Origin of the sequence: Tsukamurella paurometabola DSM 20162 (assembly GCF_000092225.1) — a bacterium.
Taxonomy (GTDB): Bacteria; Actinomycetota; Actinomycetes; order Mycobacteriales; family Mycobacteriaceae; genus Tsukamurella; species Tsukamurella paurometabola.
The window spans coordinates 4054604-4081212 of the sequence record NC_014158.1 but is presented as its reverse complement, the minus strand read 5'-3'; the positions used below and the strand labels follow the sequence as shown (position 1 = coordinate 4081212).

At 66.9% G+C, this 26609-nt stretch carries 25 protein-coding genes, 1 tRNA gene and 1 pseudogene; 16 read left to right on the top strand and 11 right to left on the bottom strand.

Annotated features, from left to right (window positions below):
• Position 1 precedes the first annotated feature (1 nt).
• Complete coding sequence (locus TPAU_RS19795) at positions 2 to 466, bottom strand: GatB/YqeY domain-containing protein (RefSeq protein ID WP_013128522.1); 465 nt, start codon at positions 464 to 466, stop codon at positions 2 to 4.
• A gap of 53 nt (positions 467 to 519) precedes the next feature.
• Here TPAU_RS19795 and TPAU_RS19790 point away from each other — a divergent pair, with 53 nt between their 5' ends.
• From TPAU_RS19790 to TPAU_RS22560, 3 genes are all read left to right on the top strand, one after another.
• Positions 520 to 1473: a metallophosphoesterase gene (locus TPAU_RS19790; protein ID WP_013128521.1), complete on the top strand. Its 954-nt coding sequence runs from the start codon at positions 520 to 522 to the stop codon at positions 1471 to 1473.
• A 55-nt stretch (positions 1474 to 1528) separates the two neighbouring features.
• A tRNA-Pro gene (locus tag TPAU_RS19785) sits at positions 1529 to 1602 on the top strand.
• Positions 1603 to 1912: 310 nt separating this feature from the next.
• Positions 1913 to 3040: an RNA-binding domain-containing protein gene (locus TPAU_RS22560; RefSeq protein WP_083773900.1), complete on the top strand. Its 1128-nt coding sequence runs from the start codon at positions 1913 to 1915 to the stop codon at positions 3038 to 3040.
• A 12-nt stretch (positions 3041 to 3052) separates the two neighbouring features.
• On the opposite strand, the gene TPAU_RS19775 is transcribed toward TPAU_RS22560, so the two are convergent.
• From TPAU_RS19775 to TPAU_RS19745, 5 genes are all read right to left on the bottom strand, one after another.
• Positions 3053 to 4245, bottom strand: a protein-coding gene (locus TPAU_RS19775) for an IS3 family transposase (RefSeq protein ID WP_245537794.1) whose coding sequence is annotated in 2 segments (ribosomal slippage) — positions 3053 to 3958 and positions 3961 to 4245 — 1191 coding nt in all. Because the reading frame shifts where the segments join, the coding sequence is not laid out codon by codon here.
• A 476-nt stretch (positions 4246 to 4721) separates the two neighbouring features.
• A protein-coding gene (locus TPAU_RS19765) for an IS3 family transposase (RefSeq protein WP_245537794.1) occupies positions 4722 to 5914 on the bottom strand; the annotation gives its coding sequence in 2 pieces (ribosomal slippage) (positions 4722 to 5627 and positions 5630 to 5914; 1191 coding nt in all).
• Positions 5915 to 6510: 596 nt separating this feature from the next.
• A complete protein-coding gene (locus tag TPAU_RS19755) occupies positions 6511 to 7968 on the bottom strand; it encodes an APC family permease (RefSeq protein WP_013128520.1) in 1458 nt (485 codons plus the stop codon).
• A 76-nt stretch (positions 7969 to 8044) separates the two neighbouring features.
• Positions 8045 to 9511, bottom strand: coding sequence for an aldehyde dehydrogenase family protein (locus TPAU_RS19750; RefSeq protein ID WP_013128519.1), 1467 nt, complete (start codon positions 9509 to 9511; stop codon positions 8045 to 8047).
• 218 nt (positions 9512 to 9729) lie between these two features.
• The gene (locus tag TPAU_RS19745) at positions 9730 to 10254 is read right to left on the bottom strand and encodes an Lrp/AsnC family transcriptional regulator (protein ID WP_013128518.1); all 525 of its coding nucleotides are present in this window, start codon (positions 10252 to 10254) and stop codon (positions 9730 to 9732) included.
• Between the two features lie 356 nt (positions 10255 to 10610).
• On the opposite strand from TPAU_RS19745, the gene TPAU_RS19740 reads away from it, so the two are divergent.
• From TPAU_RS19740 to TPAU_RS19725, 4 genes are read left to right on the top strand one after another with little or no spacing between them, the layout of a single operon-like run.
• A complete protein-coding gene (locus tag TPAU_RS19740; protein ID WP_245537814.1) occupies positions 10611 to 11417 on the top strand; it encodes a transketolase in 807 nt (268 codons plus the stop codon).
• Positions 11414 to 12430, top strand: a complete 1017-nt coding sequence (locus TPAU_RS19735; RefSeq protein ID WP_013128516.1) for a transketolase family protein — start codon at positions 11414 to 11416, stop codon at positions 12428 to 12430. Before TPAU_RS19740 ends, TPAU_RS19735 begins: the two co-directional genes overlap by 4 nt.
• The gene (locus tag TPAU_RS19730; RefSeq protein ID WP_013128515.1) at positions 12427 to 13644 is read left to right on the top strand and encodes an aminotransferase class III-fold pyridoxal phosphate-dependent enzyme; all 1218 of its coding nucleotides are present in this window, start codon (positions 12427 to 12429) and stop codon (positions 13642 to 13644) included. The genes TPAU_RS19735 and TPAU_RS19730 overlap by 4 nt, the downstream gene beginning before the upstream one ends.
• Positions 13641 to 14759, top strand: a complete 1119-nt coding sequence (locus TPAU_RS19725) for an alcohol dehydrogenase catalytic domain-containing protein (protein WP_013128514.1) — start codon at positions 13641 to 13643, stop codon at positions 14757 to 14759. Before TPAU_RS19730 ends, TPAU_RS19725 begins: the two co-directional genes overlap by 4 nt.
• Positions 14760 to 14787: 28 nt before the next feature.
• On the opposite strand, the pseudogene TPAU_RS19720 reads toward TPAU_RS19725, so the two are convergent.
• Positions 14788 to 14988 (bottom strand): annotated as a pseudogene (locus TPAU_RS19720) (SAM-dependent methyltransferase); the annotation flags it as partial.
• 72 nt (positions 14989 to 15060) lie between these two features.
• On the opposite strand from TPAU_RS19720, the gene TPAU_RS19715 reads away from it, so the two are divergent.
• Positions 15061 to 15591 carry an AAA family ATPase gene (locus TPAU_RS19715; protein WP_013128512.1) on the top strand — a complete coding sequence of 177 codons (531 nt, stop codon included), beginning with the start codon at positions 15061 to 15063 and terminating at the stop codon, positions 15589 to 15591.
• Here TPAU_RS19715 and TPAU_RS19710 read toward each other — a convergent pair.
• Positions 15588 to 17033: a carotenoid oxygenase family protein gene (locus TPAU_RS19710; protein ID WP_013128511.1), complete on the bottom strand. Its 1446-nt coding sequence runs from the start codon at positions 17031 to 17033 to the stop codon at positions 15588 to 15590. The two genes, TPAU_RS19715 and TPAU_RS19710, sit on opposite strands and share 4 nt — an antisense overlap.
• An 86-nt stretch (positions 17034 to 17119) precedes the next feature.
• On the opposite strand from TPAU_RS19710, the gene TPAU_RS19705 reads away from it, so the two are divergent.
• The 4 genes from TPAU_RS19705 to TPAU_RS19690 all read left to right on the top strand — a co-directional run bounded on the left by TPAU_RS19705 (position 17120) and on the right by TPAU_RS19690 (position 19697).
• Positions 17120 to 17776: a TetR/AcrR family transcriptional regulator gene (locus TPAU_RS19705; protein ID WP_013128510.1), complete on the top strand. Its 657-nt coding sequence runs from the start codon at positions 17120 to 17122 to the stop codon at positions 17774 to 17776.
• 16 nt (positions 17777 to 17792) lie between these two features.
• The gene (locus TPAU_RS19700; RefSeq protein ID WP_013128509.1) at positions 17793 to 18575 is read left to right on the top strand and encodes an acyl-CoA thioesterase domain-containing protein; all 783 of its coding nucleotides are present in this window, start codon (positions 17793 to 17795) and stop codon (positions 18573 to 18575) included.
• Positions 18572 to 19339, top strand: a complete 768-nt coding sequence (locus TPAU_RS19695; protein ID WP_013128508.1) for a crotonase/enoyl-CoA hydratase family protein — start codon at positions 18572 to 18574, stop codon at positions 19337 to 19339. The genes TPAU_RS19700 and TPAU_RS19695 overlap by 4 nt, the downstream gene beginning before the upstream one ends.
• 127 nt (positions 19340 to 19466) lie before the next feature.
• Positions 19467 to 19697 (top strand): hypothetical protein, encoded by a 231-nt coding sequence (locus TPAU_RS19690; RefSeq protein ID WP_013128507.1) that lies wholly within the window; start codon positions 19467 to 19469, stop codon positions 19695 to 19697.
• A gap of 65 nt (positions 19698 to 19762) precedes the next feature.
• On the opposite strand, the gene TPAU_RS19685 is transcribed toward TPAU_RS19690, so the two are convergent.
• A complete protein-coding gene (locus tag TPAU_RS19685) occupies positions 19763 to 22285 on the bottom strand; it encodes a penicillin-binding protein (protein ID WP_013128506.1) in 2523 nt (840 codons plus the stop codon).
• Positions 22286 to 22529: 244 nt separating this feature from the next.
• Here TPAU_RS19685 and TPAU_RS19680 point away from each other — a divergent pair, with 244 nt between their 5' ends.
• Positions 22530 to 22841, top strand: a complete 312-nt coding sequence (locus TPAU_RS19680) for a WhiB family transcriptional regulator (RefSeq protein ID WP_013128505.1) — start codon at positions 22530 to 22532, stop codon at positions 22839 to 22841.
• A gap of 49 nt (positions 22842 to 22890) precedes the next feature.
• Here TPAU_RS19680 and bagB read toward each other — a convergent pair whose 3' ends face one another.
• Positions 22891 to 23991 carry an ArsA family ATPase gene (bagB, locus tag TPAU_RS19675; RefSeq protein WP_013128504.1) on the bottom strand — a complete coding sequence of 367 codons (1101 nt, stop codon included), beginning with the start codon at positions 23989 to 23991 and terminating at the stop codon, positions 22891 to 22893.
• Positions 23979 to 25052, bottom strand: coding sequence for an ATPase BagA (gene bagA, locus TPAU_RS19670; RefSeq protein ID WP_013128503.1), 1074 nt, complete (start codon positions 25050 to 25052; stop codon positions 23979 to 23981). The genes bagB and bagA overlap by 13 nt, the downstream gene beginning before the upstream one ends.
• An 84-nt stretch (positions 25053 to 25136) precedes the next feature.
• Here bagA and sp36 point away from each other — a divergent pair, with 84 nt between their 5' ends.
• The 3 genes from sp36 to TPAU_RS19660 are packed head-to-tail and all read left to right on the top strand — an operon-like array spanning position 25137 to position 26595.
• On the top strand, positions 25137 to 25301 hold the full coding sequence (sp36, locus tag TPAU_RS22745) for a Sp36 family protein (RefSeq protein ID WP_013128502.1): 165 nt from the start codon (positions 25137 to 25139) through the stop codon (positions 25299 to 25301).
• On the top strand, positions 25298 to 25768 hold the full coding sequence (locus TPAU_RS19665) for a RidA family protein (protein ID WP_013128501.1): 471 nt from the start codon (positions 25298 to 25300) through the stop codon (positions 25766 to 25768). Before sp36 ends, TPAU_RS19665 begins: the two co-directional genes overlap by 4 nt.
• Positions 25765 to 26595 (top strand): MBL fold metallo-hydrolase, encoded by an 831-nt coding sequence (locus TPAU_RS19660; protein ID WP_013128500.1) that lies wholly within the window; start codon positions 25765 to 25767, stop codon positions 26593 to 26595. The genes TPAU_RS19665 and TPAU_RS19660 overlap by 4 nt, the downstream gene beginning before the upstream one ends.
• Positions 26596 to 26609 lie beyond the last annotated feature (14 nt).

Below are 26609 nucleotides of genomic sequence, written 5' to 3'. Positions count from 1 at the left end.
GTCAGCCCAGCCGGGCCTTGACGGCGGCGGAGAGCCGCTTTCCGTCGGCGGCGCCGGCGGCCTTCGCATTGGCGATCTTCATGACCTGACCCATGTTCCGCACCGTCGGTGCCTCGCCCAGATCGGCCTTGACCTGCGCGACCGCATCGTCGACAAGGCTGTTCAGTTCGTCGTCCGAGAGCTGCTTAGGCAGGTACCGGGACATGACCTCGGCCTCGGCCCGCTCCTGCGCTGCGAGCTCCTCGCGGCCGTTGGCGGTGTAGATCTCCGCGGCCTCGCCGCGCTTCTTGACCTCGCGGGCGACCACCTTGAGAAACTCCTCGTCGGTGAGCGCGTGCGCGGTGCCGGAGGTCTCCTCGTTCTGGATCGCGGATAGCAGCATCCGCAACGTTCCGGTGACCAGGGTGTCCTTGGCCTTCATCGCGGTCTTGAGGTCGTCGCGGATAGCGGCCTTCACTTCAGACATGGTTTACAAGTTACGCGGTGCGCGCGGACGGGGCACGGACGTATCCTGACTCAATGGCAGTGAATCAATCCCTGGTCCGTGCGGGTGCGTCGCTGGTCGGCGCCGGTCTCGCCGGAGCCGCCTACGCCACCATGTACGAGCGCAATGCCTTCACCCTGCGCGAGCACACGCTGCCGATCCTGCCGCCGGGCACACCGTCGCTCCGCATCCTGCACATCTCCGATCTGCACATGACTCCTGGTCAGCGGCTCAAACAGGGCTGGGTGCACGAGCTCGCGGCGCTCGAGCCCGATCTCGTGGTGAACACCGGCGACAACCTCTCGCATCCGCGCGCCGTTCCCTCGGTGGTGCAGGCGCTCGATCCCCTGCTGGCCCGGCCCGGACTGTTCGTCTTCGGCTCGAACGACTACTTCGGGCCCACGGCGAAGAACCCGGCGAAGTACTTCAACAAGAATCACGAGCGCCGGCACGGCGAGCCGCTGCCCTGGCAGGATCTGCGCGCCGCATTCTCCGAGCGCGGCTGGCTGGACGCCACGCACACCAGGCGGCGACTGGAGGCCGGGGGAGTGACGATCGCCGTGGCGGGCGTCGACGATCCGCACATCGAGCGCGACCGCTACGAGACCATCGCCGGCCGGGCCGACGAGTCGGTCGACCTGCGGCTGGCACTGACCCATTCACCGGAGCCGCGGGTGCTCGACCGGTTCGCCAGCGACGGCTACGACCTCGCGCTCGCCGGTCACACGCACGGCGGCCAGTTGTGCCTGCCGGTGGTCGGCGCGCTGGTCACCAACTGCGGTCTCGACCGGTCGCGGGTGAAGGGCGCCTCCGCGTGGGGTGCGCACATGAAGCTGCACGTGAGTGCCGGCCTCGGCACCTCCCCGTGGGCACCGTTCCGAACCTTCTGCCGCCCCGAGGCCTCGCTGCTCACCCTCGTCGGCGCGCCCGTGCGCGACCGGGAGGTCGAGCTCGGCCCGGTGATCGCTCCAGAGGCGGTACAGGCCTGACCAGCTGATTTCAGCACCGGCGGCGCCTGTAGTAATCTATTGCAGGTTGTCACCACGGGGTGTGGCGCAGCTTGGTAGCGCGCTTCGTTCGGGACGAAGAGGTCGTGGGTTCGAATCCCGCCACCCCGACTCGTTGGTTGAGACGACAGCAGGGCCCCTGATCAGCAGAGATGCTGGCCAGGGGCCTTACTTGTGTCTGAAGCGACGAGGTCTCCGTGGGAGCTCGGCGGACTGTGTTGCAGCCGTTTCGAGGCGCAGACCGAGGCTGTAAAGCTGACTATAAATCACATCCACGTAGTTCAGACGGCATGAAACATACTCTGAACTGGGCATACGTCCTCTGGTGTGTTCTTCTCTATGCGGAGACTAAGGCGAAGTGTCAACCAGCTAGACACCTCGGACGCCACCTCTCCTACTCTAAATCCTTTAGACTAAGGGTGTGACGGCGAACGAAGTGGACTGGATCCTGAGCGCTAGCGCTGCTGAGCGTGGAGATCTGATTCTGCAAGCGCGCGAGGATCAGTGGTTTGAGCGGAAGAGTGCGCGCACGGAGCCGAAGACGTTGGCCAGGGCGATGGTGGCATTTGCCAACGCGGAAGGCGGAACGATAGCTGTCGGGGTGCACAGCGGCATCGTGGAGGGCATGGAGCGACATCGCGGGAGGATAAACGACCTGCGTCAAGCTTCGATCGATCACACTTCTCCTCCGGTTCGGTGCAGTTTTCATGAGGTGGAGTGCGTCAATAGCGAAGGAATGCGGGACTCCCTGCTCATAGTGCGAGTTGATCCGGGAGAGCGTGTGCACGAAGTGAACGGAGGGGATTGTTTGCTTCGAGTTGGGGATGAATCGAGGCGTCTGAACTTCACACAGCGTCAAGAATTGGAATTTGACAAGGGGCAGGCGCAGTTCGACGGTTTCAGAATTGCTGAGTACTCTGTTGACGATCTGAGTACGGATCTGCTGGAACATTATCGGCAGGTGACCGGTGCGACATCTGCGCAGTCAATACTCAAGGCGAGGAGTCTTCTGACGCGAGACGGTTCTCTTACGAACGCGGGCTACCTACTGTTTGCAGATCATCCTCAGCAGGCGTTGCCAGAGTCGTACGTCCGTGTCTTGAAGTTTCTTTCGACCGAGAGAGGAAGTGGAGCGCGACTGAGCCTAGATGAGGATGAGGATCATAAGATTGAGGGTCCGTTGCCGTTTGTGATCGAACAAGCTGCGAAATTCGTTGAACGCCTGGCGCCGAAGCGTCGAGCGCTTGACGATGAGGGAAAATTCGTCGGTCACCATTTGGTGCCTCGTGAGGCGTGGCTCGAAGGCTTGGTCAACGCTGTTATTCATCGATCGTACAGCCTTGCTGGCGATCATATTCGAGTTGAGATCTATCCAGATCGAATTGAGATTGAGAGTCCGGGTAGATTCCCGGGTCTGGTCGACCCGTCGAAACCGCTAGACATAAGCAGGTTCGCCCGGAACCCCCGCATTGCGCGAGTGTGTGCCGATCTGAGAATCGGTCAAGAGCTCGGCGAGGGTATCAAGCGGATGGGCCTGCTGCACGGGTAGGTGACAAGTTGGTCAGGCCGCGTGTGGCGCGGCCGGGTTCATGGTGGACTCGAATGCGATGGGTGTCAATCGTCCAAGGCGGCGTTGTCGGCGCCGGCGGTGGTAGGTCCGTTCGATCCAGGTGATGATCGCGGTCCGCAGTTCCTGCCGGGTGGCCCAGCAGTGGCGGTCGAGGACGTTGTTCTGCAGCAGGCTGAAGAACGACTCCATCGCGGCATTGTCGCCGCAGGAGGCGACTCGGCCCATTGATCCGCGTAGTCCGTGATATTCCAAGGCACGTCGGAATTTTCGGCTCCGGAATTGCGATCCTCTGTCACTATGAACTATGCATCCGGTGACATCACCGCGCATCGCGACAGCGTTGTTGAGGGCGTTGACGGCGAGCCGGGCCTTCATCCTCGAGTCGACGGAGTAGCCGACGATCCGCCCGGAGTAGGCATCTTTGATCGCACACAGATACAGCTTCCCTTCCCGAGCCCTGTGTTCAGTGATATCTGTGAGCCACAACCGATTCGGTGCATCTGCGGTGAACCGGTGACGAGTCCTGCCGTGCTCGTCGGTGACGGTGCATAGATCGTCGTGGACCGCGGGCCCGGGTTTGCCGCCCTTGCTCGAGCGTTTCTTTCCGAAGACGCTCCACCACCGGTTGTCGCGGCAGATCCGCCACGCAGTGCGGTCCGCCATAGGCTCACCGGCAGCGCGGGCCTCGTCTGCGAGTAACCGGTGACCGAACTCCGGATCATCAACGCTGGCGTCGAACAGGGCGTTCGCGCGATACGCCTCGACCAGCTCCGTCGCGGGGACCGGGGCGGCGAGCCAACGGTAGTAAGGCTGACGGGAGAGCTTCAAAACCCGGCACGACACCGTGACGGGAACACCGTCGTCGGCGAGCTCTTTCACGAGCGGGTACATCATTTTCCCGGCAGGTTCGCCTGCGACAGATACGCAGCCGCACGACGCAGGACCTCATTCTCCTGCTCAAGGAGCCGAATCCGCTTACGCATTTGCCTCTCGGTCGCCGACTGCGCCGCACTGCTCCCGGACTTGGAGCCGGCCTCGACATCGGCGGTCTTCACCCAGTTCATCAGGCACGACTCGCTAATGCCGAAGTCGGCAGCGATCTGCTTGAGACGGACTCCCGGCTCACGATTACGCGCGACACGGACCACATCGTCGCGGAACTCCTTCGGATACGGCTTAGGCACAGTGCACATCCTTCCAGCGGCACCCCTCGGCACCACAGATCAGATGTCACCTACCCGTGCAGCAGGCCCGATGTTCGAAGAGATGCGCCGTGTCGGTCTGACAGATCCTGTATACGTGCAGGGTACTGGAAGTGTAAGGCTCCGCCTGGCGGCGATCGCTCGGTTGGATCCGCGCGTCGCAGCATGCCTGCCGAAGGGAGCCCAGAGGATGTTGGATGTCCTTCAAGCAGCAGGAGTACCAATGGGGACCGGAGAGATCGCCTCAGCTGTGGGAATGAGTCGTCCTGCAACCATTTCTCGCTTGCAAGCGCTCCGGGACGAGGAGCTATTGGTTTGGTCGGGAAAGTCTCCCAACGACCCAAGGGCTGTCTGGGCTCTTCCATCAATGAAGGTGTAGCTCTCGTCGGTTTCGAGCCGGTGCCCTTGCCACGTGTGATGAGTCATTGGGCCTGCTGCACGGGTAGGTGACAAGTTGGTCAGGCCGCGTGTGGCGCGGCCGGGTTCATGGTGGACTCGAATGCGATGGGTGTCAATCGTCCAAGGCGGCGTTGTCGGCGCCGGCGGTGGTAGGTCCGTTCGATCCAGGTGATGATCGCGGTCCGCAGTTCCTGCCGGGTGGCCCAGCAGTGGCGGTCGAGGACGTTGTTCTGCAGCAGGCTGAAGAACGACTCCATCGCGGCATTGTCGCCGCAGGAGGCGACTCGGCCCATTGATCCGCGTAGTCCGTGATATTCCAAGGCACGTCGGAATTTTCGGCTCCGGAATTGCGATCCTCTGTCACTATGAACTATGCATCCGGTGACATCACCGCGCATCGCGACAGCGTTGTTGAGGGCGTTGACGGCGAGCCGGGCCTTCATCCTCGAGTCGACGGAGTAGCCGACGATCCGCCCGGAGTAGGCATCTTTGATCGCACACAGATACAGCTTCCCTTCCCGAGCCCTGTGTTCAGTGATATCTGTGAGCCACAACCGATTCGGTGCATCTGCGGTGAACCGGTGACGAGTCCTGCCGTGCTCGTCGGTGACGGTGCATAGATCGTCGTGGACCGCGGGCCCGGGTTTGCCGCCCTTGCTCGAGCGTTTCTTTCCGAAGACGCTCCACCACCGGTTGTCGCGGCAGATCCGCCACGCAGTGCGGTCCGCCATAGGCTCACCGGCAGCGCGGGCCTCGTCTGCGAGTAACCGGTGACCGAACTCCGGATCATCAACGCTGGCGTCGAACAGGGCGTTCGCGCGATACGCCTCGACCAGCTCCGTCGCGGGGACCGGGGCGGCGAGCCAACGGTAGTAAGGCTGACGGGAGAGCTTCAAAACCCGGCACGACACCGTGACGGGAACACCGTCGTCGGCGAGCTCTTTCACGAGCGGGTACATCATTTTCCCGGCAGGTTCGCCTGCGACAGATACGCAGCCGCACGACGCAGGACCTCATTCTCCTGCTCAAGGAGCCGAATCCGCTTACGCATTTGCCTCTCGGTCGCCGACTGCGCCGCACTGCTCCCGGACTTGGAGCCGGCCTCGACATCGGCGGTCTTCACCCAGTTCATCAGGCACGACTCGCTAATGCCGAAGTCGGCAGCGATCTGCTTGAGACGGACTCCCGGCTCACGATTACGCGCGACACGGACCACATCGTCGCGGAACTCCTTCGGATACGGCTTAGGCACAGTGCACATCCTTCCAGCGGCACCCCTCGGCACCACAGATCAGATGTCACCTACCCGTGCAGCAGGCCCATTCCGCAGTGGCGAAGCAGCGGCCAAGAGGCACACTCGATCAAGCATGGCTGATGCGGCGACTGCGCTCGCGCGTTGCGGGGAACAGGACACACTTGAGGTGGGGAGGCATCCAGCTCAGGCGAGCAGATCGCCCGCGGCCGTCGTCGGCCGGTCAGAAGGTGTCTCCGTGGCCATGTGCGGTCACTCCGACACTCCGCTTCAGTCGAAGGATCTTCAGGGCGTTTAGTTAGCACTAGCGAAGTGGATTCATGGAGGCGGTACCGGCGTGATCGTCGCTGCGGGATCGGGCCAGGGCCGTGGAATCGGTGCTCGAGCAGAGCGAACTCACGATCGATCCCAAGGTCGGTTGAACCACTCGGTCGCGAAGTCTCGCGTCCGGCCCGGCCCGTATACACCGCTTGTGCTCTCCTGCAACCTCTCGTGCCGTGCTCGCTGGCTACTGGCCAGCAACTAGTAGCACTCGTCGCGGCACCTTCTGCGCCGATGTCGCACCAGTAGCGGGGCTTCTCCGCGGCGGCCATTGCTCAGTCCTCGTGTAGCAGAGCCTGATAGTGCTCAGGGCGGGTGCGGCGCAGTCGCTCGGCGGCAACGACGCCGGCGAGGAAGGTCACGAGGATGATCACGCCGAGCACCACCGCGGTGGTGGTGGTGCCCACGAGCACCGGAAAGTTGGCGATCACCAGGAGCAGGATCGCGGTGAGCCCAAGGAACGACAGCCCCGGCGCGACCAGCGTCCGCCACCGGCCCTGGTTGCGGACCCGCGTCCGGAAGAAGATGATCACCGCCAGGCTGGTCATCGCCATCAGCGCGATCAGGCCGAGCGTCGACGCCCCCGACGACCACATGTACGTCTGGGCCACGGGATCCCAGCCCACCGCCGCGACGGCCGCCACCGCCACCAGAGAGACCACGGTGAACGTCAGCGACGACTTCGACGGGGTGCGGTGGCGCGGGCTGATCTCGGCGAGGGACTGCGGCAGTAGTCCTTTCGTCGCCAGCGTGAACTGGTAGCGGGTGATCACGTTGTGGAACGAGAGCACGCACGCGAAGAAGCTGGTCACGAGCAGCACCTGGATGACGTCGGTGAGGATCGGTGAAACGTACTCGCTGGCCAGGTTCTGCACTAGGTTGCCGGGATCGGCCTTCGCCGCCTCGACCGCGTGCCCGACGCCGAGTCCCTCCACCACCGCCCACGCCGCGAAGGCGTAGAACAGGCCGATGAAGACCACCGCGGCATAGGTCGACCGGGGAATCGTCCGCTCCGGATCGCGGGCCTCGTTGCGGAACACGGCCGTGGCCTCGAATCCGATGAAGCTGAAGAACCCGAACATCAGCCCGAGGCTCGGTGCGCCGGTGGCGAACTCACTGGGAGACAGCGGAACCAGGTCCAGTCCGCCGGCCCCGCCCGCACTGATCACGCCGACCTCGATGACCACAACGGCCAGCGTCTCCGCGACCAGTAGCACGCCGAGCACTTTCGAGCTGAGCTCGATGTCGCGGTAGCCGAGGACGCCGACGATCGATACCCACGCGAGCGAGCACGTCCACCACGGGAGCCCGATATCCATCGTGGACAACAGCTTCGACGTCGCGACCCCCATGTAGGTATACAGCCCGATCTGCATCACCCCGTACGAGCCCAGCGCCAGCGTTGCCGCCCCGACTCCCGCGTGACGGCCCAGTCCGCGCTGGATGTACGAGTAGAACGCGCCCGCGTTCGGCACGTACCTGCTCATCGCTGTGAACCCGACGGAGAATAGGGCGAGTACACACATCGCGATCAGGAAGAATTGTGGCGCTGCCGCGCTCCCGCTCACCGAGATGATGATCGGGACGCTCGCCGTCACGACGGCGAGCGGTGCCGCCGCCGCGACCACCATGAACACGATCGATCCGATGCCGAGGCCACGCTGCAGCAGGTGCTCGCCGGACGGCGCGTCGTCGACCGCCCTCGGCGGATCGGATTGCGGGCTGTTGATCATGGACTTCCGGCTTTCTGGCGATGAGGCGATGTTCGGACGGATGCGGCCGGTGCGGACCGGCGATGCTCGGGCTGGATCAGGAGTTGAGGACGCCGCGCAGCACGATGCTCTTGACCTGACTGAACTCGTCGAGCGTGTAACCGAGTCCCTCGCGTCCGATGCCGCTCTTCTTGTAGCCACCGAATGCGGCCACATCGGGCCGATAGGCGTTGCCGCCGTTGATCGAGACGATCCCGGCCTGGATGCGCCGGCCGGCCTGGATCGCGCGCGTGACGTCGCTGGTGAAGACGGCGGCGTTGAGGCCGAATCGGGATGCGTTGGCGAGGTCGATCGCCTCGTCGAGATCGCCGACGGACAGCACGGAGAAGACGGGGCCGAAGATCTCCTCGTCGGTGGCGATGCCCACCCGCGTGTCGATTTCCAGCAGCGCGGGCGCGATGAAGGCCCCGTCACGGGTGCCCCCGACGAGCAGTCGCGCGCCCTGCTCGACCGAGGCCGCGATCTGCGCCTCGACGGTGCGCGCGGCGGCGACGCTGATCAGCGGGCCCACGTCGGTGGCCTCGTCGCGCTGGTCGCCGGTGCGCAGCGCGGCCACCCGCACGCGCAGGCGTTCGAGGAACTCGTCGTATCGGCTGCGCACCACCATGATCCGCTTGGTCGCCACGCACACCTGCCCGTTGGCATAGACGCGCCCGGCGATCGCCTGCTCGACGGCGGCGTCGAGATCGGCATCGTCGCACACGATGAAGGCGTCGTTGCCGCTCAGCTCGAGGAACGCTCGGACGATGTTGCGGCCGGCGTTCGCGGCGATGATCGCTCCGACCTCGGTGCTCCCGGTGAACGTGACCGCCGCGATGTCCGGGCTGCTGGAGAGGTGCTGCCCGACGATGTGCCCGTATCCCGTGACCACCTGCAGGGCGGCGTGCGGTACGCCGGCACGGTGCAGGATCTCGGTGAGCATCATGGTGACGATCGGATCATCTTCTGGCGGTTTGACGATCATCGCGTTACCGGCGGCCAGCGCCGCGCCCACCTTGTGCGCGTAGAGCTCGGCCGGGAAGTTGAACGGCACGATGCCGACCATCACGCCGAGCGGCTCACGAACCGTCAGCATGAGATCGGACTCCAGGCCCTCCTGGATGTCGAGCGGAACGGTCTGCCCGAACAGGCGCAGGCCCTCCTCGGCGAAGCCCTCCAAGATCCGGGCGGTGGTGTCGATCTCCAGCCGCGCGTTCGCGATGGTCTTACCGTTCTCCGCCGACAGCATCGCACTCAGCACATCGCGGTCGACGCGGACCTGCGCCGCTGCCGCCTTGAGGACGGCCGCCCGACGGTGCGCGGGTGTGGCGGCCCAGGCCCGCGCACCGTCGGGCGCGGCGTCGAGCGCCTCCTGTGCGTCCTCGGCGGTGCCGGCGGGAATCGTGCCGAGCAGCGCACCGTCGAATTTGTCACGGACCTCGATGACCTCGCCCGAGGAGCTCTCGCGCGCCTGGCCGTCGATCGACATGCGGTACGTCACCTGCGGTTCCGCCTGTGTTGTCATGGTGTGGATTCCTCTCGGGGCGCCAGGCCGGGAGTCGGCCGCGCGATGCTGTTCCGGGCTCGTCGGCCTGAACGGCGCCGACGGTGCGCCTATGATGCAGAACACATTTCAGGCTCAGAGAGGAATTCGACGTTCGTGCGTCAGGAGGCGGCGAAATTGCCGACTTCTTCGAGCCGAGCACCCCGCTTACCGGGTGCCCGCCGAAGAAAGTTCGGTTTCTACCGGATAGGGCGTCGCATTTCGTCGTAGCCGCTCACGTACTCCATATGCTGCACGCCGATGTAGTGGTCGAACATGATGCTGGTGGTCGTCGCGACCACGTGCTCGGAACTGAGCTTGGTGGCCACGAAGTCGCGTAGCTGGCCGGTCGACGCGCACGCTACGTGAATCAGGAAGTCGTCGGGGCCGCCCATGTGGAAGACATTGAGCACCTGCGGAAACTGGATCACGCGGCTGGCATAGCTCTTGACCTGGCTGCGGGCCGAGGCGGGCAATCGAACGAACACGATCGCCTGCACCGGGAAACCCAGTGCCTCATAGTCCACGAAGGCGTTGATCGACCGGATCACGCCGAGCTGTTCGAGCCGCTTGATCCGTGCGTGACAGGTCGATGGTGCGATCCCGGCCTTGCGCGAGAGTTCGTTGTTCGGAGTGCGGCCATTGGTGGTCAACTCCCAGAGCAACAGCTCGTCGATCTCGTCGATCTTGACGTCTTTCACCCGGTCGTCGTCGGTCCGCTGCATGGATGCCTCCTGGTCGTGAACGGCCCGGCTGGATGCGGCCGGGAGCGTCGCGGGCTGCACATCCTTCGGGGTGACTCGGAGAGTACCCACAATCACTGAAAAATATGCCTCGTTGGCAACAGATTCCGAACGAAAGTCAGTTCAGTCTTCCGATCGCTGAAGAATCTCCGACGATAGCGACACCGGTCATACCCAGGGCACCCCCGCCGCCCCGCCGAATCATCAGCGCGCCCTCGCCGCAGCGGCCGGTCATCACATCCGAAACCACTACAAGGGAGAAGAATCTCATGATCCCTCCGAAACAGACACCTGAGTGTGAGTCCGTCCGGACCCGCCTCGAAGACCGAGCCAAGTTCGTGCGCCTCGAGACCGTGCGGCTGTCCCGGATCGCCGGCGCCGGCCACTACACCTCGTCCTTCTCGGCGGCAGAACTGTTCGCGGCGCTCTACTACTCGGTGATGAACTACCTTGCCGCGGAGCCGAAGTGGGCCGACCGCGACCGATTCGTGCTGAGCAAGGGGCATGCGGCGATCGGCCTGTACCCGGTGCTCGCCGACGTCGGCTTCTTCCCCGAGTCCGCGCTCGACGACTACACCCGGCTGGGCAGCCCGTTCGGCGACCACCCCGACATGAAGAAGATCCCGGGCATCGACTTCAGCTCAGGCTCCCTCGGCCACGGCCTGTCGATCGCCGTCGGGATGGCCCTCGCTGGCCGCGTCGGGGCACGCCCGTACCGCACGTTCTGCATGCTGGGCGACGGTGAGCTGCACGAGGGCCAGGTCTGGGAAGCGGCGAATGCGGCTGGCCACTACCGGCTCGGCAAGCTGGTGGCCATCGTCGACCGCAATCGGTTGTGCATCGACGGTTTCACCGACGACGTCATGAGTGTCGAGCCCATCGAGGACCGGTTCGCCGCGTTCGGCTGGCAGGCGCACCGTGTCGATGGGCACGACGTGGGAGCCCTGCTGGACCTATTCGACGCGCTGCCCGACGACCCCGACGGGCCACCCCAGGTGATCGTGGCCGACACCGTCAAGGGACGTGGCGTGAAACTCATGGAATACAACCCCGATTGGCACGTCGGCAATCTGGTCGGCACCGACTACGACGATGTGATCGCGGAGCTGCAGGCCGGACTGCGCCCGCTGGAGGTGGTGAAATGACCGAGACCCAGGACCAGGCCGAGATCTTCGGCGGCGGCGCCACCGAGCTCCGCGATAAGCGCTCCTTCGACGGCAGCGATGTCAGCTCGATCCCCGCGTTCGTGTTCGGGGAGGAACTGGCCGACCTGGCCGACGCCGACCCGCGGATCGTCGTGCTGACCGCCGATCTGGCCAGCGCCAACCGCGCCACGGACTTCGCCGAGCGCCATCCCGACCGGTTCATCAACATGGGCATCGCGGAGAAGGGCATGATCACCTCCGCTGCCGGGATGGCCTCGTGCGGGTACGTGCCCTTCGCCGCGACCTTCGCATCCTTCTCCGCGTTGCTGTGTGCCGAGCAGATCCGCACCGATTGCGCGTATCCGCGGATGCCGGTCCGGATCGTCGGGCACCACTCCGGCATGTCGATGGGGTTCTACGGCACCAGCCACCACGCACTCGAGGATCTGGGCGTGCTGCGCACTTTCGCCGAGCTCACAGTGGTGTGCGCGACCGATGCCAACCACCTCCGTGCGATCCTGCGGGCATCGGTGGATCACCCTGGTGCGATGTACATCCGGCTCGGCCGCGGCCGCGACCCGCAGGTCTATTCGATGGTGCCCGACCTCACGCTCGGCAAGTCCATTCGGCTCCGCGAGGGCAGCGACCTGACCATCGTCGCCACCGGCACCGAGGTGCACCCGTCGCTGGAGGCAGCGGAGATCCTGGCCGGCGAGGGCGTGAGTGTGCGGGTGGTCGACATGCACACGGTGGCTCCGCTCGATGTCGACGAGGTTCTCGCCGCGGCCCGCGAGACCGGCGCCGTTCTCACCGTCGAGGAGCACAACGTGACCAACGGCCTCGGCACGGCGGTCGCCGAGGCGCTCCTGCTCGGCGGTGCGCCGCCGGTGCGGTTCGCGAAACACGGTGTGCCCGACGAGTACATCCCGGTGGGCCCACCAGCGGCGCTGTATGCGAAGTACCGGCTGGACGCGCCCGGGATCGCGGCCGTAGTCAGGGAGATGGTGCGGTGATCGACGTCAACGATGCCGGGCTCGCCAAACGGGCCGAGCTAGTGATCCCCGGCGGCACCTACGGTCATATGGACGTGCGTTCATTCTCCTCCACCCTGCCTCAGTACATGGCGTCCGGGGAGGGCTGCCGGATCACCGACGTGGACGGCAACACCTACCTGGACTTCATGTGCGGCTGGGGACCGGTGGTGCTCGGGCACCGGAACCGGGTGGTGCAGCGGGCGGTGGCCGATCAGCTCGCCCTGGGCGACTGCCTCAACGGAGGATCGTCGGTGATGGTGGAATTGGCGGAACTGCTGGTGGACACCGTCGCCCACGCGGACTGGGCGATGCTCGCCAAGAACGGGACCGATGCGACCACGGCCTGCGTGACGATCGCACGCGCGGCTACCGGCCGACGGAAGGTCCTGATAGCCAACGGTGCCTATCACGGTGCCGTGCCGTGGTGCACTCCCGTTGCGGCGGGGGTCGTCCCGGAGGATCGTGCGTACCTCGACTACTTCGAGTACAACGCCCTCGCCTCGGTGCGGGCCGCCGCGGAGCGCGCCGGTGACGATCTCGCGGCGATCATCGTCTGCCCGTTCCGGCACGACGTGCACCGCGATCAGGAGCTCGCCGATCCGGTGTTCGCGCAGGGCCTTCGGGAATTGTGCGACCGCACCGGAGCGGTGCTCATCCTCGACGACGTGCGCTGCGGCTTCAGACTCGACCTGGCGGGGAGCTGGGAACCGCTCGGAGTCCGCCCCGACCTCTCGGCCTGGTCCAAGGCGATCGCGAACGGCTATGCACTCGCGGCGATCACGGGAACCGACGCCCTGCGTTCCGCGGCCGAATCCATCTACACAACGGGGTCGTTCTGGTTCTCCGCGGTGTCGATGGCCGCCGCCATGGCGACGATCCGCGAGCTCCGCGATACCGACGCGCTCTCCCGCATGCGCGATTGCGGCCAGCGGCTACGCGACGGACTGGCCGCGCAAGCGCGCTCTCACGGTCTCGATGTGGTGCAGAGCGGCCCGGTGCAGATGCCCCTACTGCGGTTCGCAGGTGACGACGATTTCGAGCTGACCCGCAGATGGTGCGATGAAGCCGGCGCCCGGGGCGTCTACCTACACCCGTACCACAACTGGTTCCTCAGCTCCGCCCACACCGCGGCCGATATCGACGAGGCGCTGGACCGCATCGACGGCGCCTTCGCGGCGGTGGCCCGCCGATGAGGATCGTCGGCGCGGTCCTGGAGGAGTCGGGCCGGCCGCGACCGTACGCGCGGTCGCGGCCGATCACCGTCGGCGAACTCGAACTCGACGATCCCGGCCCGACGGAGCTCCTGGTCCGGATCGAGGCGGCTGGTGTCTGCCACTCGGATCTCAGTGTGGTCGAAGGTAACCGGCCGCGCCCCACCCCGATGCTGTTGGGGCACGAGGCCGCCGGAATCGTGGTCGCGGCGGGCGATGAGGTCGGGGATATCAGTCCCGGGCAGCGGGTCGTGATGTGCTTCCTGCCCCGGTGCGAACGGTGCCCGGACTGTGCGGCGGGCGGCCGGCTCCCGTGTGCGGAGGGAACCGCGGCGAACTCCGCGGGCACCCTGCTGCGCGGGGCCAGGCTGAGCCGGTCCGGGCGGACGGTGCGGCACCACCTCGGGGTCTCGGGGTTCGCCACGCACGCCGTGGTGGACCGGGCCTCGGTCGTGCCCGTGGATGCCGATGTGCCGCCGGCGGTGGCCGCGGTACTCGGCTGCGCGGTGCTCACCGGCGGCGGCGCGGTTCTCACGGTCGCCGATCCGGCGCCCACCGACAGCGTGATGGTCGTCGGCCTCGGCGGCGTGGGCATGGCCGCCGTCCTCACCGCCCGCGCGCTCGGCGTCGAACGCGTCGTCGCGGTGGACACCGCCGAGGACAAGCTCGACCGGGCCCGGGAACTGGGCGCGACGGAGACCTACACGCCGGCCCGGCTGACCGATGCGGGGATCACGGCGCGGTACGTCATCGAATGCGCTGGGAGCGCCCGGGCCTTCGAGACCGCCTTCGCCGCTACCGAATCGGGCGGGACGACGATCACCGTGGGGCTCCCGGCCCCGGCCGCCCGTGCCGAGATCTCGCCGCTCACGGTGACCGCCGAGGCCCGCACGATCATCGGCAGCTATGTGGGTTCCTCGGTTCCTGCGCGCGACATCCCGCGGTATGTCGACTTATGGCGGGCGGGCAGGCTACCGGTCGAGAAGCTCATCTCATCCACCATCCGGCTCGATCGGATCAACGAGGCGATGGATCTGCTGGCCGACGGCCGGGCTGTCCGCCAAGTCATCCTGTTCGATCACGACGACGAAAGGTGAGACCTTGCCCCTGGGGGCTCATTCAGGGCAGGCGGGCCTCCGGTTCGAGCGCCGCGATCCGTTCGACCGCGGGCGGATACAGACCGAAGTTGGTGCCGGTCCCGGCACCTACCTCGAGTACTCGGCCCCGTAACCCGGTGAGGTTCTCCCGGCGCAGCGCCGTGAGCCGCGGCGGTTCGTTCTTCACGATGGACGGCCACAGGCGTGCGAACAGGGAATCACCGGGCATGCCCCCACTATGCCGGTCGATCCGAGGCGGGGACCTCCGTACTGTCGGAAGAGAAGACGAAGGGAGTACCGCATGACCGGAACCGTCATCATCCTCACCGGCCCGCCCGGCGCGGGGAAGAGCACCGTCGCCCGGGAGCTCGCCCGTAGCTACGACCATGGCGTGCATCTGCACACCGATGACTTCTGGCACAGCATCGTCTCGGGTGCGATCCCGCCGTACGATCCGGCCTCTGCTGAGCAGAACCAGACAGTGATGCGAGTGATCGCTGGTGCTGCCTTCACCTATGCTGCAGGCGGATTCACGACGGTGCTCGACGGGATCGTGGGCCCGTGGATGCTTGAGCACTTCCGTGATCGCGGCCGGGCGACCGATGTGCGCTACGTTGTGCTCCGGCCCGATCGAGCAACGACGCTCGCCCGGGCGCAGGCTCGCACAGCGGCCGACGCGCTCGTCGATACCCTGCCGATCGTCACCATGTGGGAACAGTTCGCAGACCTCGGAGCCTACGAATCACACGCCGTGGACACCGGCGCGGACAGCTTCGATCAGACGCTGACTCGTGTGCGGAATGCGGTCACGAACAACCAGTTCCGACTCTAGGTGAGGGAGACCCGGTCGGTGAACATGCCGTGGAATCCGGGGAAGAAGTGGTGCGGCAGCCGTGCTACCGCCACCGGCCCCGCCTCGATGTCCCGAGCGTCCACGACGATCAGCGCCGAGCGGTGGTCCGACGCCAGATACACCACCACCAGAAGCCAGCCGTCGTCCTCGGCGGCATCGGGACTGCGCGGCACGAAGATCGGCTCACCGACACCGTCGAACAAGGCGAACCCGCCCATCGAGGTCTGCTCGCCGGTCTCGTTGTCGATCTTCTCCAGCGACGGCGGACGCACCCCGTCGGACTCCATCAGATACGAGTAGCGGAATCGTCGTCCGGTGCGGCGCCAGTCGTGCATCGGGAATTCGCCCAGCGAGGCCGATAGCTCGGTGAGTTCCACCCGATCGCTCGGCGTGATCCGCAACCGCGTGAGCGTGCCGCCCCGAGCAGGGCCGTATTCGCGGAAGTCGCAGAGCATCCGCGCGGTCTCGTTCCAGTCGTCGTACTTGACCACATCGATCAGCACGTCGCCGCCCACCTCGTAGGCGTTGTTCACGTGCACCTTCGGGAACGCGGGGATGGTGAACCGGCGCGGCTCACCGCCGTCCCGTGGCACCAGGATCACTTCGGACCCGAGCTCCGCGCGGAACTCGGTGGCCGCGTTGAAGTCGATCATGCCCAGGCCGGCTCGCGCCGTCGCGACCGTCCCCACGGTCAGCGGGTCCAGGACGAACACCAGGTACCGCTCGGTGATCGCGAAGTCGTGATTGATCAGCACGTGCGAGAGCGGCACTGTGCGGATCGTGCTCAGCCGACCGCGCGGATCGACCCGGTAGCAGCGCAGGCCCACCATGCCGGTGCTGCGTCCCACCGGCGGCAGCGTGAGGCCGAAGTTGAACATCTCGCCCGAGACCGGATCGAGCTTCGGGTGTGGCGAGAACGTGCTGAACAGGCTCAGCGCGCCGTCGAAATCGCACCGACCGCGCGTCGCCAGCGAGTCGGGATCGAGCTCCCACGGCCGGCCGTCGTCGGAGAGCGCGACCAGCCGGTCACCGTGGTAGATCGACGTGGTGTTGGCGCGATCAGCGGGGCCGCGACCCGCGTTACCGAGTGGACCCCCCGCGGCGAGGGTGCCGAGCCCACGTACTCGGTCCCCTCGCCCGGCCTCCTCCCGCTGGTACTTGGGGGTGCGGACGTACCGGTTCCGGTACCGCAGCCGGCCGCCCTCCAGGGAGAACTTCGCGACCATCCCGTCACCGTCGAACAGGTGCTTGGCGTAGAAGCCGCCGGCTTCCCAGCGCACCGGTGCGCTGCGGTACAGCGTCCCGAGCAGATCCTCGGGGAGCGCGCCGGTGATGTCCTCGATCAGCACGTCGTCGAACTCACCCGCCGCCGGCTCGAAGACGCGGGACCGATCGACGCCGATCTGCTTGTGCGTGGTCATCAGGGCTCCCTCCGCCGGTGTCCGCCAGGTGTCACTACACTCGACCCCACCGTGCCGGACGGATACAAGTCAGATCGGAGGCAACCGTGGCAGGAAGCCGTGAAACCCGATCTGAACTGCGGCGCAAACCCTCCCAAGGGCGAGCCAAGGACACCGTCGAGCGAGCGAAGTCGGCCGCGCGTCAGATTCTGGCCGAGTCCGGGTACGGGGCCTTGTCGATGGGGGCCATCGCCGACCGCGCCGAGGTGTCCAAGGGCACCGTGTACCAATACTTCCCGAACAAGGAATCGGTGGTCGCGGCCCTGGTGGCCGAGATCATGGACGATCTCGTCGAATCCTTCGGCGGACGGCTGCGCGAGACCCTCGCGGTGGGATCGCTCTCACTGGGGCCGGAATTGCTCACCTCCGTCTTCGCCGAGCTCGACCGGCACCGGCCCACTCTCACCGCAGTACTCGACGGTGCGCCGCACCTGTTACCGCCCAGCGCCTTCGACCCCATCTCCGAGCGCTGGGGAGACGCCACCCGGACCTTGCTGGCGATCGGTGCCCGCGGGCCCGCGGAGCCCGGCCGGGCCCGCGTTGACGGCGACGCCCTGGTGACCATCCTCAGTGTGTGCGGTCCCGCACTGTGTCTGCACTACCTGTCGGCCGACTTGCGGGAGCAGCGAGAGGCGCTCGCCCGGACCTACTTCTCGATGGCCTACGGGGGGCTCACCGCCGCCGGTCTGGGCCCCCTCGTGTAGACCGATAAGGGTGAGTGTGTCCGAGGTCAGCCCCCAGTTCGTCCGTCGTGGTCGTGGATTCGACTCTCTCCCCGCGGCGGAGGGACGGTGGGCGCCCGGCACCCTGTCCGGCCCGGCTGTGGCCGGGCTGCTCGCGCAGGTCCTCGACACCGAATACGGCGCGGGACTCGTGGCCGCGCGCTGGCACTGCGACCTGTTCCGCATGGTCAGGGCCGGCCACATCGAGGTCCGCACCCGCCTCGTGCGGTCGGGCCGGCGGATTCGCGTCGCCGAGGCCGAGGTGATCCAGGACGAGGCAGCCGTGGTGCGCGCCGCGGTGACCTTCTATCACCGGGCGCCGCAACCCGACGGCGCCGTCTGGTGCGATCCCGAGGTGCCGCGCGCACCGGTGCCCGTGGCCCCGCGGCTGTCGATGGCGAGTGGCGACAGCGAGTACAGCACCGATCCGGCGCAGTGGCTCAACGCCGAACGCAAGCGGGTGTGGGCCGTGGGCTGGCGGGTGCTCGACGGCGAGGAGACCACCCCGTTCGCGCGCGCCGCGATGGTCTCGGACACCACGAATCTGGTGTGCGGCATGGGAACCGGTGGGGTGCAGACGATCAACGGAGACGTGTCCATGGCGCTCGCCCGCGCCCCGATCGGCGACGAGATCGGCCTGGAGGCCGATCATCACATGGTGATCGACGGTGTCAGCGCCGCCTCGGCGAGCATGTTCGACCGTGCGGGCCGGTTCGGAGTGTGCACCGTGACCGGGGTGGCCACCGGATCCGCCGTCCACGGGCCGAAGGAGTCTCGATGACCGATACCGTTGTGGTGCACCGTGAGGGACCGGTCACCGTGATCGAGATCGACCGACCCACCGTGCGCAACGCCGTAGACCGCGCCACGGCCGAGGCGCTCGCCGGCGCCTTCCGGGCCTTCGACGCCGATCCTGGCGCGGCGGTCGCGGTGCTGCACGGTGCCGGCGGTACCTTTTGCGCTGGAGCGGATCTCAAGGCCGTGGCCGCGGGCGATCCGAACCGGGTCGAGCCCGATGGTGATGCGCCCATGGGGATTTCCCGGATGCGGGTGTCCAAGCCGGTGATCGCGGCGATCGAGGGGCATGCCGTGGCGGGCGGTCTGGAGTTGGCGATCTGGGCCGACCTGCGGGTCGCCGCGTCGGACGCGATCCTGGGCGTGTTCTGTCGCCGCTGGGGCGTGCCGCTGATCGACGGCGGGACGGTGCGCCTGCCCCGATTGATCGGTGCGAGCCGCGCGATGGACCTGATTCTCACCGGACGCCCCGTCGACGCGCCGGAGGCCCATGCGATCGGCCTGGTGAACCGCATCGTCGAACCCGGGACCGCACTGGCCGCCGCCGTCGCCCTGGGCGCCGAGCTCGCCGGGTTCCCGCAGACCTGCCTGCGCAATGACCGGCTCTCGATGCTGGAGTCGGAGGGCCTCACCGAGTCCGACGCACTGTTGGTCGAGCACCGGTACGGCGTGGCCTCCCTGTCGGACGGAGCCGTCGCCGGTGCGACCCGGTTCGCGGGCGGCGCCGGCCGCCACGGAGAGTTCGACTAACTAAAGACAAGGGATCGTTCGTCGGATAACGGTCATGTGTCGGTCACCTGTAATTCGGTACCACGCGTGCGCGAACGCCCTAACCTGCTCCTGAACGCTCCATCCGGGGCGAAGGAAGGGAACCAGCATGGGGCTCGCAGGCGTCCGCAGCGAACTCGACGATCTCACCGCTCAGCTCACCCTCATCGCCGCATCCGTCGGCCGCACGGGAGACGACCTCCTGATCGACGCCCGCAGCCTGCACGAGACCGGCTCGTGCGATGCCGTGAACTCGATCGCCCGCCGGCTCGATGACCAGGGAACGCAGTTGCGCAGGCTCCAAGCGCGCATCAGTCGGCTGGTCGAGAACCTCGGCTGAACCGCTCCACTTCGTAGGGGTAGCAGGTAATTTCGCGGTCTCGGCGGCCACGATGAGGCCGTCGGTCAGTTCCCCGGCGGGTTCGGCGCCGGCGGCTGTACCGGGCCGCCTCCCTGACCGCCTGCGCCCGGGATGGTGAACTGGCCGAAGCCCGGGATGGTGATCGTGGTACCGCCCGGACCGGTCTGCACACCGGGCACCGGCACCGTGGGCGCCGGTGCGATCCCGTTCGACAGGTTCAGCGTGATCGTCGATCCCGGCTGCGTGAAGCCCGACGGCGATGTGGAGACCACCGTGTCCTTCGGCGCCGTGTTGTTGACGTACGACACCGTGGTCTTGAAGCCGGCGGACTCGAGTCTCGCTTTGGCGGCGTTCACGTTGAGCCCGATGATGTTCGGGATCTTGCCGGGGCCGAACCCGTCCTTGAACTTCGGATCCACCGGCGGGAGCGCGATCGGTCCGTACAGGGTGGCCACCGGCCGCATCGCCGTGTACCAGGCGGTGGCCGGCTCGTTACCGCCGTACACGTTGCCCTCGCCGCACGGGCGCAGCGGGCTGGTGCAGATCGGGCCGGGGGAGTCACCGTCGTTGTAGACGTAGCTGGCACCCGCCATCTGGTTGGTGTACGCCAGGAACGCCGACGACCGGAAGGTCTCGGTGGTGCCCGTCTTACCGGAGAGCGGCAACGTCCAGCCCGCCCGCGACGCGGCACCGGCCGAGGTGCCCGCTCCGCGGTCGTCCGCGCTGAGTGCGTTCGCGAGGGTGTCTGCCAGTCCCTTGTCGATCACCTGCTCGCACTTCTCCGACTTGAACGGCACCGGGGTGGTCTCGGGCCTGCCGTCGGCACCCACGGTCTGGATGCCGTCGCTGTTGCGTTTGGGCTGGGTGATCGACTGGATCGGATTCGGCGGGCACCAGACGCCACCGGATGCGAGCGTGGCCGCCACGTTCGTCAGCTCCAGCGCGCTGACCGCGGTCGGGCCGAGGGTGAACGATGCCAGGTTCTGCTTCTTGAACATGTCGGCGAGACTGTCGTTGCCGAAGCCCGAGCTACCGGGCTGGGTGTAGGAACGCAGGCCGAGCTTGACCGCCATGTCCACCACCGGGGTCACGCCCACCTGCTCGATCATCTTCACGAACGGGGTGTTCGGCGAGGTGGCCAGCGCCTGGGTCAGTGACATGTTCGACGGGTAGTTGCCCGCGTTCTTCACGCAGTAGCTGTTGGCGGGGCACCCCGGTAGACCACCGGAGCCCATCCCCTTGACGGATACCGTCGACGGGACCGAGACATTGGTGTCCAGCCCCATGCCCTTCTCCATGGCCGCGGCCACGGTGAAGATCTTGAAGGTCGAGCCGGCACCGTCGCCGACCTGCGCGAAGGGCTCGGGCTGCACGGTCTGCCGTTTCGCCACGTCCAGGCCGTAGACCCGCGATGAGCTCATCGCCACGATGTCGTGGGACTGATCGCCGGGCTTGATCACGTTCATGACCTGCGCGACGTTCGACAAGGTGGGGCTCGCGGTGGCGCTCAGCGCCGCCTGCACGGAGTCCTGCACGCGGGGATCGAGGGTGGTGCGGATGGTGTAACCGCCGCGCACCACCTGCTCCTTCGGGATCCCGGCTTGCGCCAGATACTGCTGCACGTAGTCGCAGAAGTAGCCGCGGCCACCCACGGCGGAGATGCAGCCGCCGGGCAGGGTGTTGGGCCGCGGCAGCACGCCGAGCGGCGCCGACTTCGCGGCCTGGTACTCGGCCGCCTTATCGGGGAAGTTCTGTACCAGGGTGTCGAGCACCAGGTTGCGGCGATCGGTGACGCCCTGCGGATTGGTGTACGGGTTGAGCGCCGAACTCGACTGCACCATGCCGGCGAGCATCGCCGACTCGGGAATGCTCAGCTGTGAGGCCCGCTTACCGAAGTAGGTCTGTGCCGCCACCTCGATGCCGTACGCACCGTTGCCGAACGGCACCAGGTTCAGATAGCGCGCCAGGATCTGCTCCTTGGCGATCAGCTTGGCCTGGGCGTCGTCGACCCCGCGCTCCTGCTTGGCCCGTTCGGTGAGGGTGCGCTCGAGGGAGAGCGCCATCCGCACCTCGCGTAGCTTGCGGGCGGGAGTGGTCTCGGTGGCGGCCCGACGGTCGGCGTCCGACCGGGCCAGCACGAGCAACTGGTAGTTCTTGATGTACTGCTGGTCGAGCGTGGACGCGCCCTGCTGCACCTCGCCCGCCGACTGGTTCTTCAGGAAGGCGCGCAGCGTGCCCTGGTAGTCGACGCCGTCGTGCTCCATGAACCGCTTGTCCTCGATCGAGATGATCGAGCGCACCATGTTCGGCGAGATCTGATCGAAGGGGACCTGGACCCGGCGCTGGTCGTAGAGGTAGGCGATCGGGGCGCCGGTGTTGTCGGTGACCGTCGTGACCTCGGGCACCTGGCCTTCCAGGAGCTCCGAGCTGATGTTGTCGACGGTGTCCGCCGCGCGGTTCGAGATCAGGCCCACCCCGCCGACGTACGGGAACAGGATGCCCGCGACGAGGAGTCCGGCCACCAGCACGCAGGCGGCCAGTTTGGCGATCACTCCGGGTTTCGACACGGTCTCCAGAGTACGTGCCGAACCTTCCGAATCCGGGTTCCCGACGCGCCGACCAGGCGATCGGTACGCCCGTACATCTTTTCTTGGACCACTGTTCCGAATTCCTTCGGTCCCCGACTTGTGTCCGCCGTGTGATTCAGGTAACACTATTGCAGACGATGTGGCGAGCGCCTCGATCGACCCCCCTACGCGAGCGGGGAGGGGGTCGCCGGCAGGTAGCAGCACCAGGTGAAAGGGGAGTCAGATGACGAACGCACGGGTACTCGTAGACGACGAGGATCGTCTGGTCTGGGTGTCCAAGGCCAAGTGCCGCGATGTCGATCCGGATGAGCTCTTCGTCCGCGGCGCCGCACAGCGCAAGGTAGCGACGATCTGTCGGCACTGTCCCGTGCAGCTCGAGTGCGGCGCCGACGCACTCGATAGCCGCGTCGAGTTCGGCGTCTGGGGTGGGATGACTGAGCGTCAGCGCCGCGCCCTTCTTCGCCAACACCCCGAGGTCACCAGCTGGCGCGCCTTCTTCGAGGCGCAGCGGGACCGCAAGCGCACCGCGGTCTGATCGACCTTCCGCCCGGGCTTCACAGCCCGGGCGCTTGCATGCCGGGGGGTCAGTCCCCGACGATCTGCTCGGCGACCGCCTGCAGTGCGTCCAGGCTCGCCACCTCGAAGGGGAGCGACGGCACGCCCACCACCGGAACCCCTGGATTGCGGCCCACGAAACCGCCCAGTGTCTGCAGTTCCCGCGCCGCGATCTCCGATCGCCAACCGTGTACCCGGAGCGCCCCTGCCGCGACGGCGTCGGCCCCGTCGGACTCCAATCGGGTGAGCGCCGTCGATGCGGGCTCCGCCGGTACCGTCGCCAGGCTCGGATGCGTGCGATTGACGATGAGTCCGGCCAGCGGCATGTGCTCACCCGCGAGCCGCTCCACGAAGTAGGTGGCCTCGCGCAGGGTGTCCGCCTCCGGAGAGGCCACCACCACGAACCGGGTGCTCGGCCGCGCCAGCAGCGCATAGGTCCGGTCCGCCCGCTCCTGGAATCCGCCGATGATGGCGTCCATCTGCGAGACGAAAACAGAAGCATCCGAAAGTAACTGACTGCCGACGACTGCCGAGACCGCCTTGAGTGCCAGGCCCATGCCGCCCGACAGCATCCGCCCCACGCCCCGCGTCGGCCCGGCGATCAGCTTCATCAGGCGTGAATCCAAGATCGACCCGAACCGCTTCGGAGCATCCAGGAAGTCCAGTGCGTTGCGCGAGGGCGGGGTGTCCACCACCACCAGATCCCACCGATCGTCCTCGGTGAGCTGGCCCAGCTTCTCCATCGCCATGTACTCCTGCGTTCCGGAGAACGACGAGGCCACGGTCTGATAGAAGGGATTGTTCAGAATCTCTTGTGCACGAGCGGGATCCGCATTCGACGTGACCATTTCATCGAATGTGCGCTTCATATCCAGCATCATCGCGTGCAGCGATCCGGTGCCCGGAACATCCACGGCCTGGGGCTCATTGGTCAATGCCGATACGCCCAGGGCCTGCGCCAGCCGGCGCGCCGGATCGATCGTCAGCACCACCACGCGGCGGCCGTGCTCGGCCGCCCACAGTGCCATCGAGGCCGCGGTCGTCGTCTTCCCCACGCCGCCGCTGCCGCAGCACACCACCACCTGCGTTCCCGGATCCAGCAGCTGCGGACCGAGTTTCAACGCGACCATCGGACTCCCGCCTCGGTCAGGGCGCCTGCAAGCTGATACACGCCGCCCAGATCGACGCCGCCGGTCAGCAGGGGCAGCCGCAGGCGGCCCGCGGCATCGACCTCGCTCAACTCGTTGCGAGCATCGTCCTGGCCGCGCACGGTGCGGGCGTACTGAATGGTCTCGGTGAGCAATCCGGCCAGATCCTCATCGCTCAGTTCCAGACCTGCTGCCGCGAGCGAGTCCCGTACCGCAGGACCGTCGATCTCGCCGGCCGACGCCGCGGTCAGGTCCGCGTCGCTCAGCAATTGCGGCAGCGCCCGGTTCACGATCAGCGCACCCACGCGCAGGTCCAACTCGCGGAGCTCACGGACGGCCTCGGCTGTCTCCTGCACGGGTAACGACTCCAGCAGGGTCACCAGATGCACCACCGTGCCGGGCGAGTGCAGCAGTCGCACCACCCGGTCGGCCTGCCCGGCGATCGGTCCGGCCTTGGCGATCTCCTTCATCGCGCGGGTCACGTCGAGGAACTTGCCGATCCGGCCCGTCGGCGGCGCATCCACCACGATCGCGTCGTAGACGTACCGGCCGTCCCGGCCGCGGCGTTGCGTGCACTCCATGATCTTGCCGGTGATCAGGATGTCCTTGAACCCGGGCGCCAGCGAGGTCGCGAACTCGATCGCCCCGATCGACTTCAGCGCCCGCGCCGCCAGCCCCATCCCGTAGTTGGTCTTGAGATAGTCGAGAAACGTGGCCTCCACGTCCATCGGTAGCGCGAGCACCGCACCGTCGCCGTCGGCGGTGGCGATCTTGGTCTCGACGGGCGGCAACGCCTCCACCTCGAACGTCGGCGCGATGCCACCGCGGCCCTCGACCTCGATCAGCAGCACCTTCTTGCCGCCCTCGGCCAGCGCCAGGGCCAGGGCCGCGGCCACCGTCGACTTGCCGGTGCCGCCCTTGCCGGAGACGAAGTGCAGCCGGGCCTCGCGGAGCTCCTCGGGCCAGCTCGTCGAGTCCGACACCGCCGCGTCCGCCGCCGACCCGGTCGGGCCCACCTCGCTCACCACCACGTCCCGCAGCATATCCACACCGACGTCACGACCGGTGCGATAGCGACAACCGCCTACGTCACTGCGACGCAGAACACGTGTGGATAGGCTGAACCCATGAGCGAGAAGACCACCTGGGAGTACTCCACCATTCCGCTGCTGACGCACGCCACCAAGCAGATCCTCGACACCTGGGGATCCGACGGCTGGGAGCTGGTCACAGTGCTGCCGGGCCCGACCGGTGAGCAGCACGTCGCCTACATGAAGCGGCCTCTCGGATGAGCGGCACCTGGTCCGATCGGCTCGCCGAGCTGAACATCACCCTCCCGGAGGTAGTACCCCCGCTCGCCGCGTACGTCCCGGCTACGCAGGTGGGCGATCTCGTCTACACCGCCGGGCAGCTCCCCATGCGCGACGGAGAACTCGTCTCCCAGGGCAAGGTCAGCGAGAACGCCGAGGGCATCGTGCATCTCGACGACGCCGTCTTCGCCGCCCGCCAATGTGCGCTGAACGCGCTCGCGGCCGTGCACGCCCTCGTCGGGATCGACTCGGTGAAGCGGATCGTCAAGGTCACCGGTTTCGTGGCCTCCGCCAAGGGCTTCTCGAATCAGGCCGCCGTCCTCAACGGCGCGTCGCTCCTGCTGGGCGAGATCTTCGGCGACGCGGGTGTGCACGTGCGCTCCGCCGTCGGTGTCGCGGAACTGCCGCTGGGCGCCCCGGTCGAGGTCGAGCTCACGGTCCAGGTATGACCGAGCCCCGGACCCACCCGGCGCCGAAGAAGCTCCGCGCCGTCACCCCCTACGCCGCTGTCCTGCTGTGCGACAACCCGTCGGTGATGACACTGGAGGGCACGAACACCTGGATCCTGCGCGCCCCCGGGCGTGAGGAGGCGGTCGTGGTGGATCCGGGACCGAACGACAAGAAGCACCTCAAACGCGTCGCCAAGGCGGCCGGGAAGGTCGCACTGACGCTGGTGACGCACCGGCACCGCGACCACACCGGTGGCCTGCGCCGCTGGGAGGAACTCACCCGCAGTCCGATCCGGGCGTTCTCGCCCAAGTACTGCGTCAACACCGCCACCCCGCTCACCGGCGGCGAGCAGATCGACGTGGCCGGTCTGCGGATCCGGGTGGTGCACACCCCAGGTCACACCTTCGACTCGCTGAGTTTCCTGGTCGACTGGGAGGACTCCGACGGTGCCGTGCCCGGTGCCCTGATCTCGGGTGACACCCTGCTCGGCCGCGGTACCACGGTGCTCGATGCGGAGGACGGCACGCTCGCCGACTACCTCGCCTCGCTCGATACGCTCGCGACGGTGGCCGCGGGCCGAGTCCTACTCCCCGGCCACGGCCCCGACCTCCCCGATGCCGGCCCCGTGGTCTCCGCGTACACCGCGCACCGCCAGGACCGCCTCCAGCAGGTCCGCGATGCGCTAGAGGAGCTGAACCTCACCGCCGCCGACGCCAAGCCCATGAAGGTGGTCAAACACGTCTACCGCGACGTCGACAAGAAAGCCTGGCCCGCCGCCCGCCAATCTGTGAAGGTACAGCTCGCCTACCTCGCCGACCACGGCTGACGACAGCACCCGAA

Bases quoted from the DNA above. Each gene is read 5' to 3' on its own strand.
- TPAU_RS19795 (WP_013128522.1), bottom strand. From the start codon at position 466: ATGTCTGAAGTGAAGGCCGCTATCCGCGACGACCTCAAGACCGCGATG.
- TPAU_RS19790 (WP_013128521.1), top strand. From the start codon at position 520: ATGGCAGTGAATCAATCCCTGGTCCGTGCGGGTGCGTCGCTGGTCGGC.
- TPAU_RS19755 (WP_013128520.1), bottom strand. From the start codon at position 7,968: ATGATCAACAGCCCGCAATCCGATCCGCCGAGGGCGGTCGACGACGCG.
- TPAU_RS19750 (WP_013128519.1), bottom strand. From the start codon at position 9,511: ATGACAACACAGGCGGAACCGCAGGTGACGTACCGCATGTCGATCGAC.
- TPAU_RS19745 (WP_013128518.1), bottom strand. From the start codon at position 10,254: ATGCAGCGGACCGACGACGACCGGGTGAAAGACGTCAAGATCGACGAG.
- TPAU_RS19735 (WP_013128516.1), top strand. From the start codon at position 11,414: ATGACCGAGACCCAGGACCAGGCCGAGATCTTCGGCGGCGGCGCCACC.
- TPAU_RS19725 (WP_013128514.1), top strand. From the start codon at position 13,641: ATGAGGATCGTCGGCGCGGTCCTGGAGGAGTCGGGCCGGCCGCGACCG.
- TPAU_RS19715 (WP_013128512.1), top strand. From the start codon at position 15,061: ATGACCGGAACCGTCATCATCCTCACCGGCCCGCCCGGCGCGGGGAAG.
- TPAU_RS19710 (WP_013128511.1), bottom strand. From the start codon at position 17,033: ATGACCACGCACAAGCAGATCGGCGTCGATCGGTCCCGCGTCTTCGAG.
- TPAU_RS19695 (WP_013128508.1), top strand. From the start codon at position 18,572: ATGACCGATACCGTTGTGGTGCACCGTGAGGGACCGGTCACCGTGATC.
- TPAU_RS19690 (WP_013128507.1), top strand. From the start codon at position 19,467: ATGGGGCTCGCAGGCGTCCGCAGCGAACTCGACGATCTCACCGCTCAG.
- TPAU_RS19680 (WP_013128505.1), top strand. From the start codon at position 22,530: ATGACGAACGCACGGGTACTCGTAGACGACGAGGATCGTCTGGTCTGG.
- bagB (WP_013128504.1), bottom strand. From the start codon at position 23,991: ATGGTCGCGTTGAAACTCGGTCCGCAGCTGCTGGATCCGGGAACGCAG.
- bagA (WP_013128503.1), bottom strand. From the start codon at position 25,052: ATGCTGCGGGACGTGGTGGTGAGCGAGGTGGGCCCGACCGGGTCGGCG.
- sp36 (WP_013128502.1), top strand. From the start codon at position 25,137: ATGAGCGAGAAGACCACCTGGGAGTACTCCACCATTCCGCTGCTGACG.
- TPAU_RS19665 (WP_013128501.1), top strand. From the start codon at position 25,298: ATGAGCGGCACCTGGTCCGATCGGCTCGCCGAGCTGAACATCACCCTC.
- TPAU_RS19660 (WP_013128500.1), top strand. From the start codon at position 25,765: ATGACCGAGCCCCGGACCCACCCGGCGCCGAAGAAGCTCCGCGCCGTC.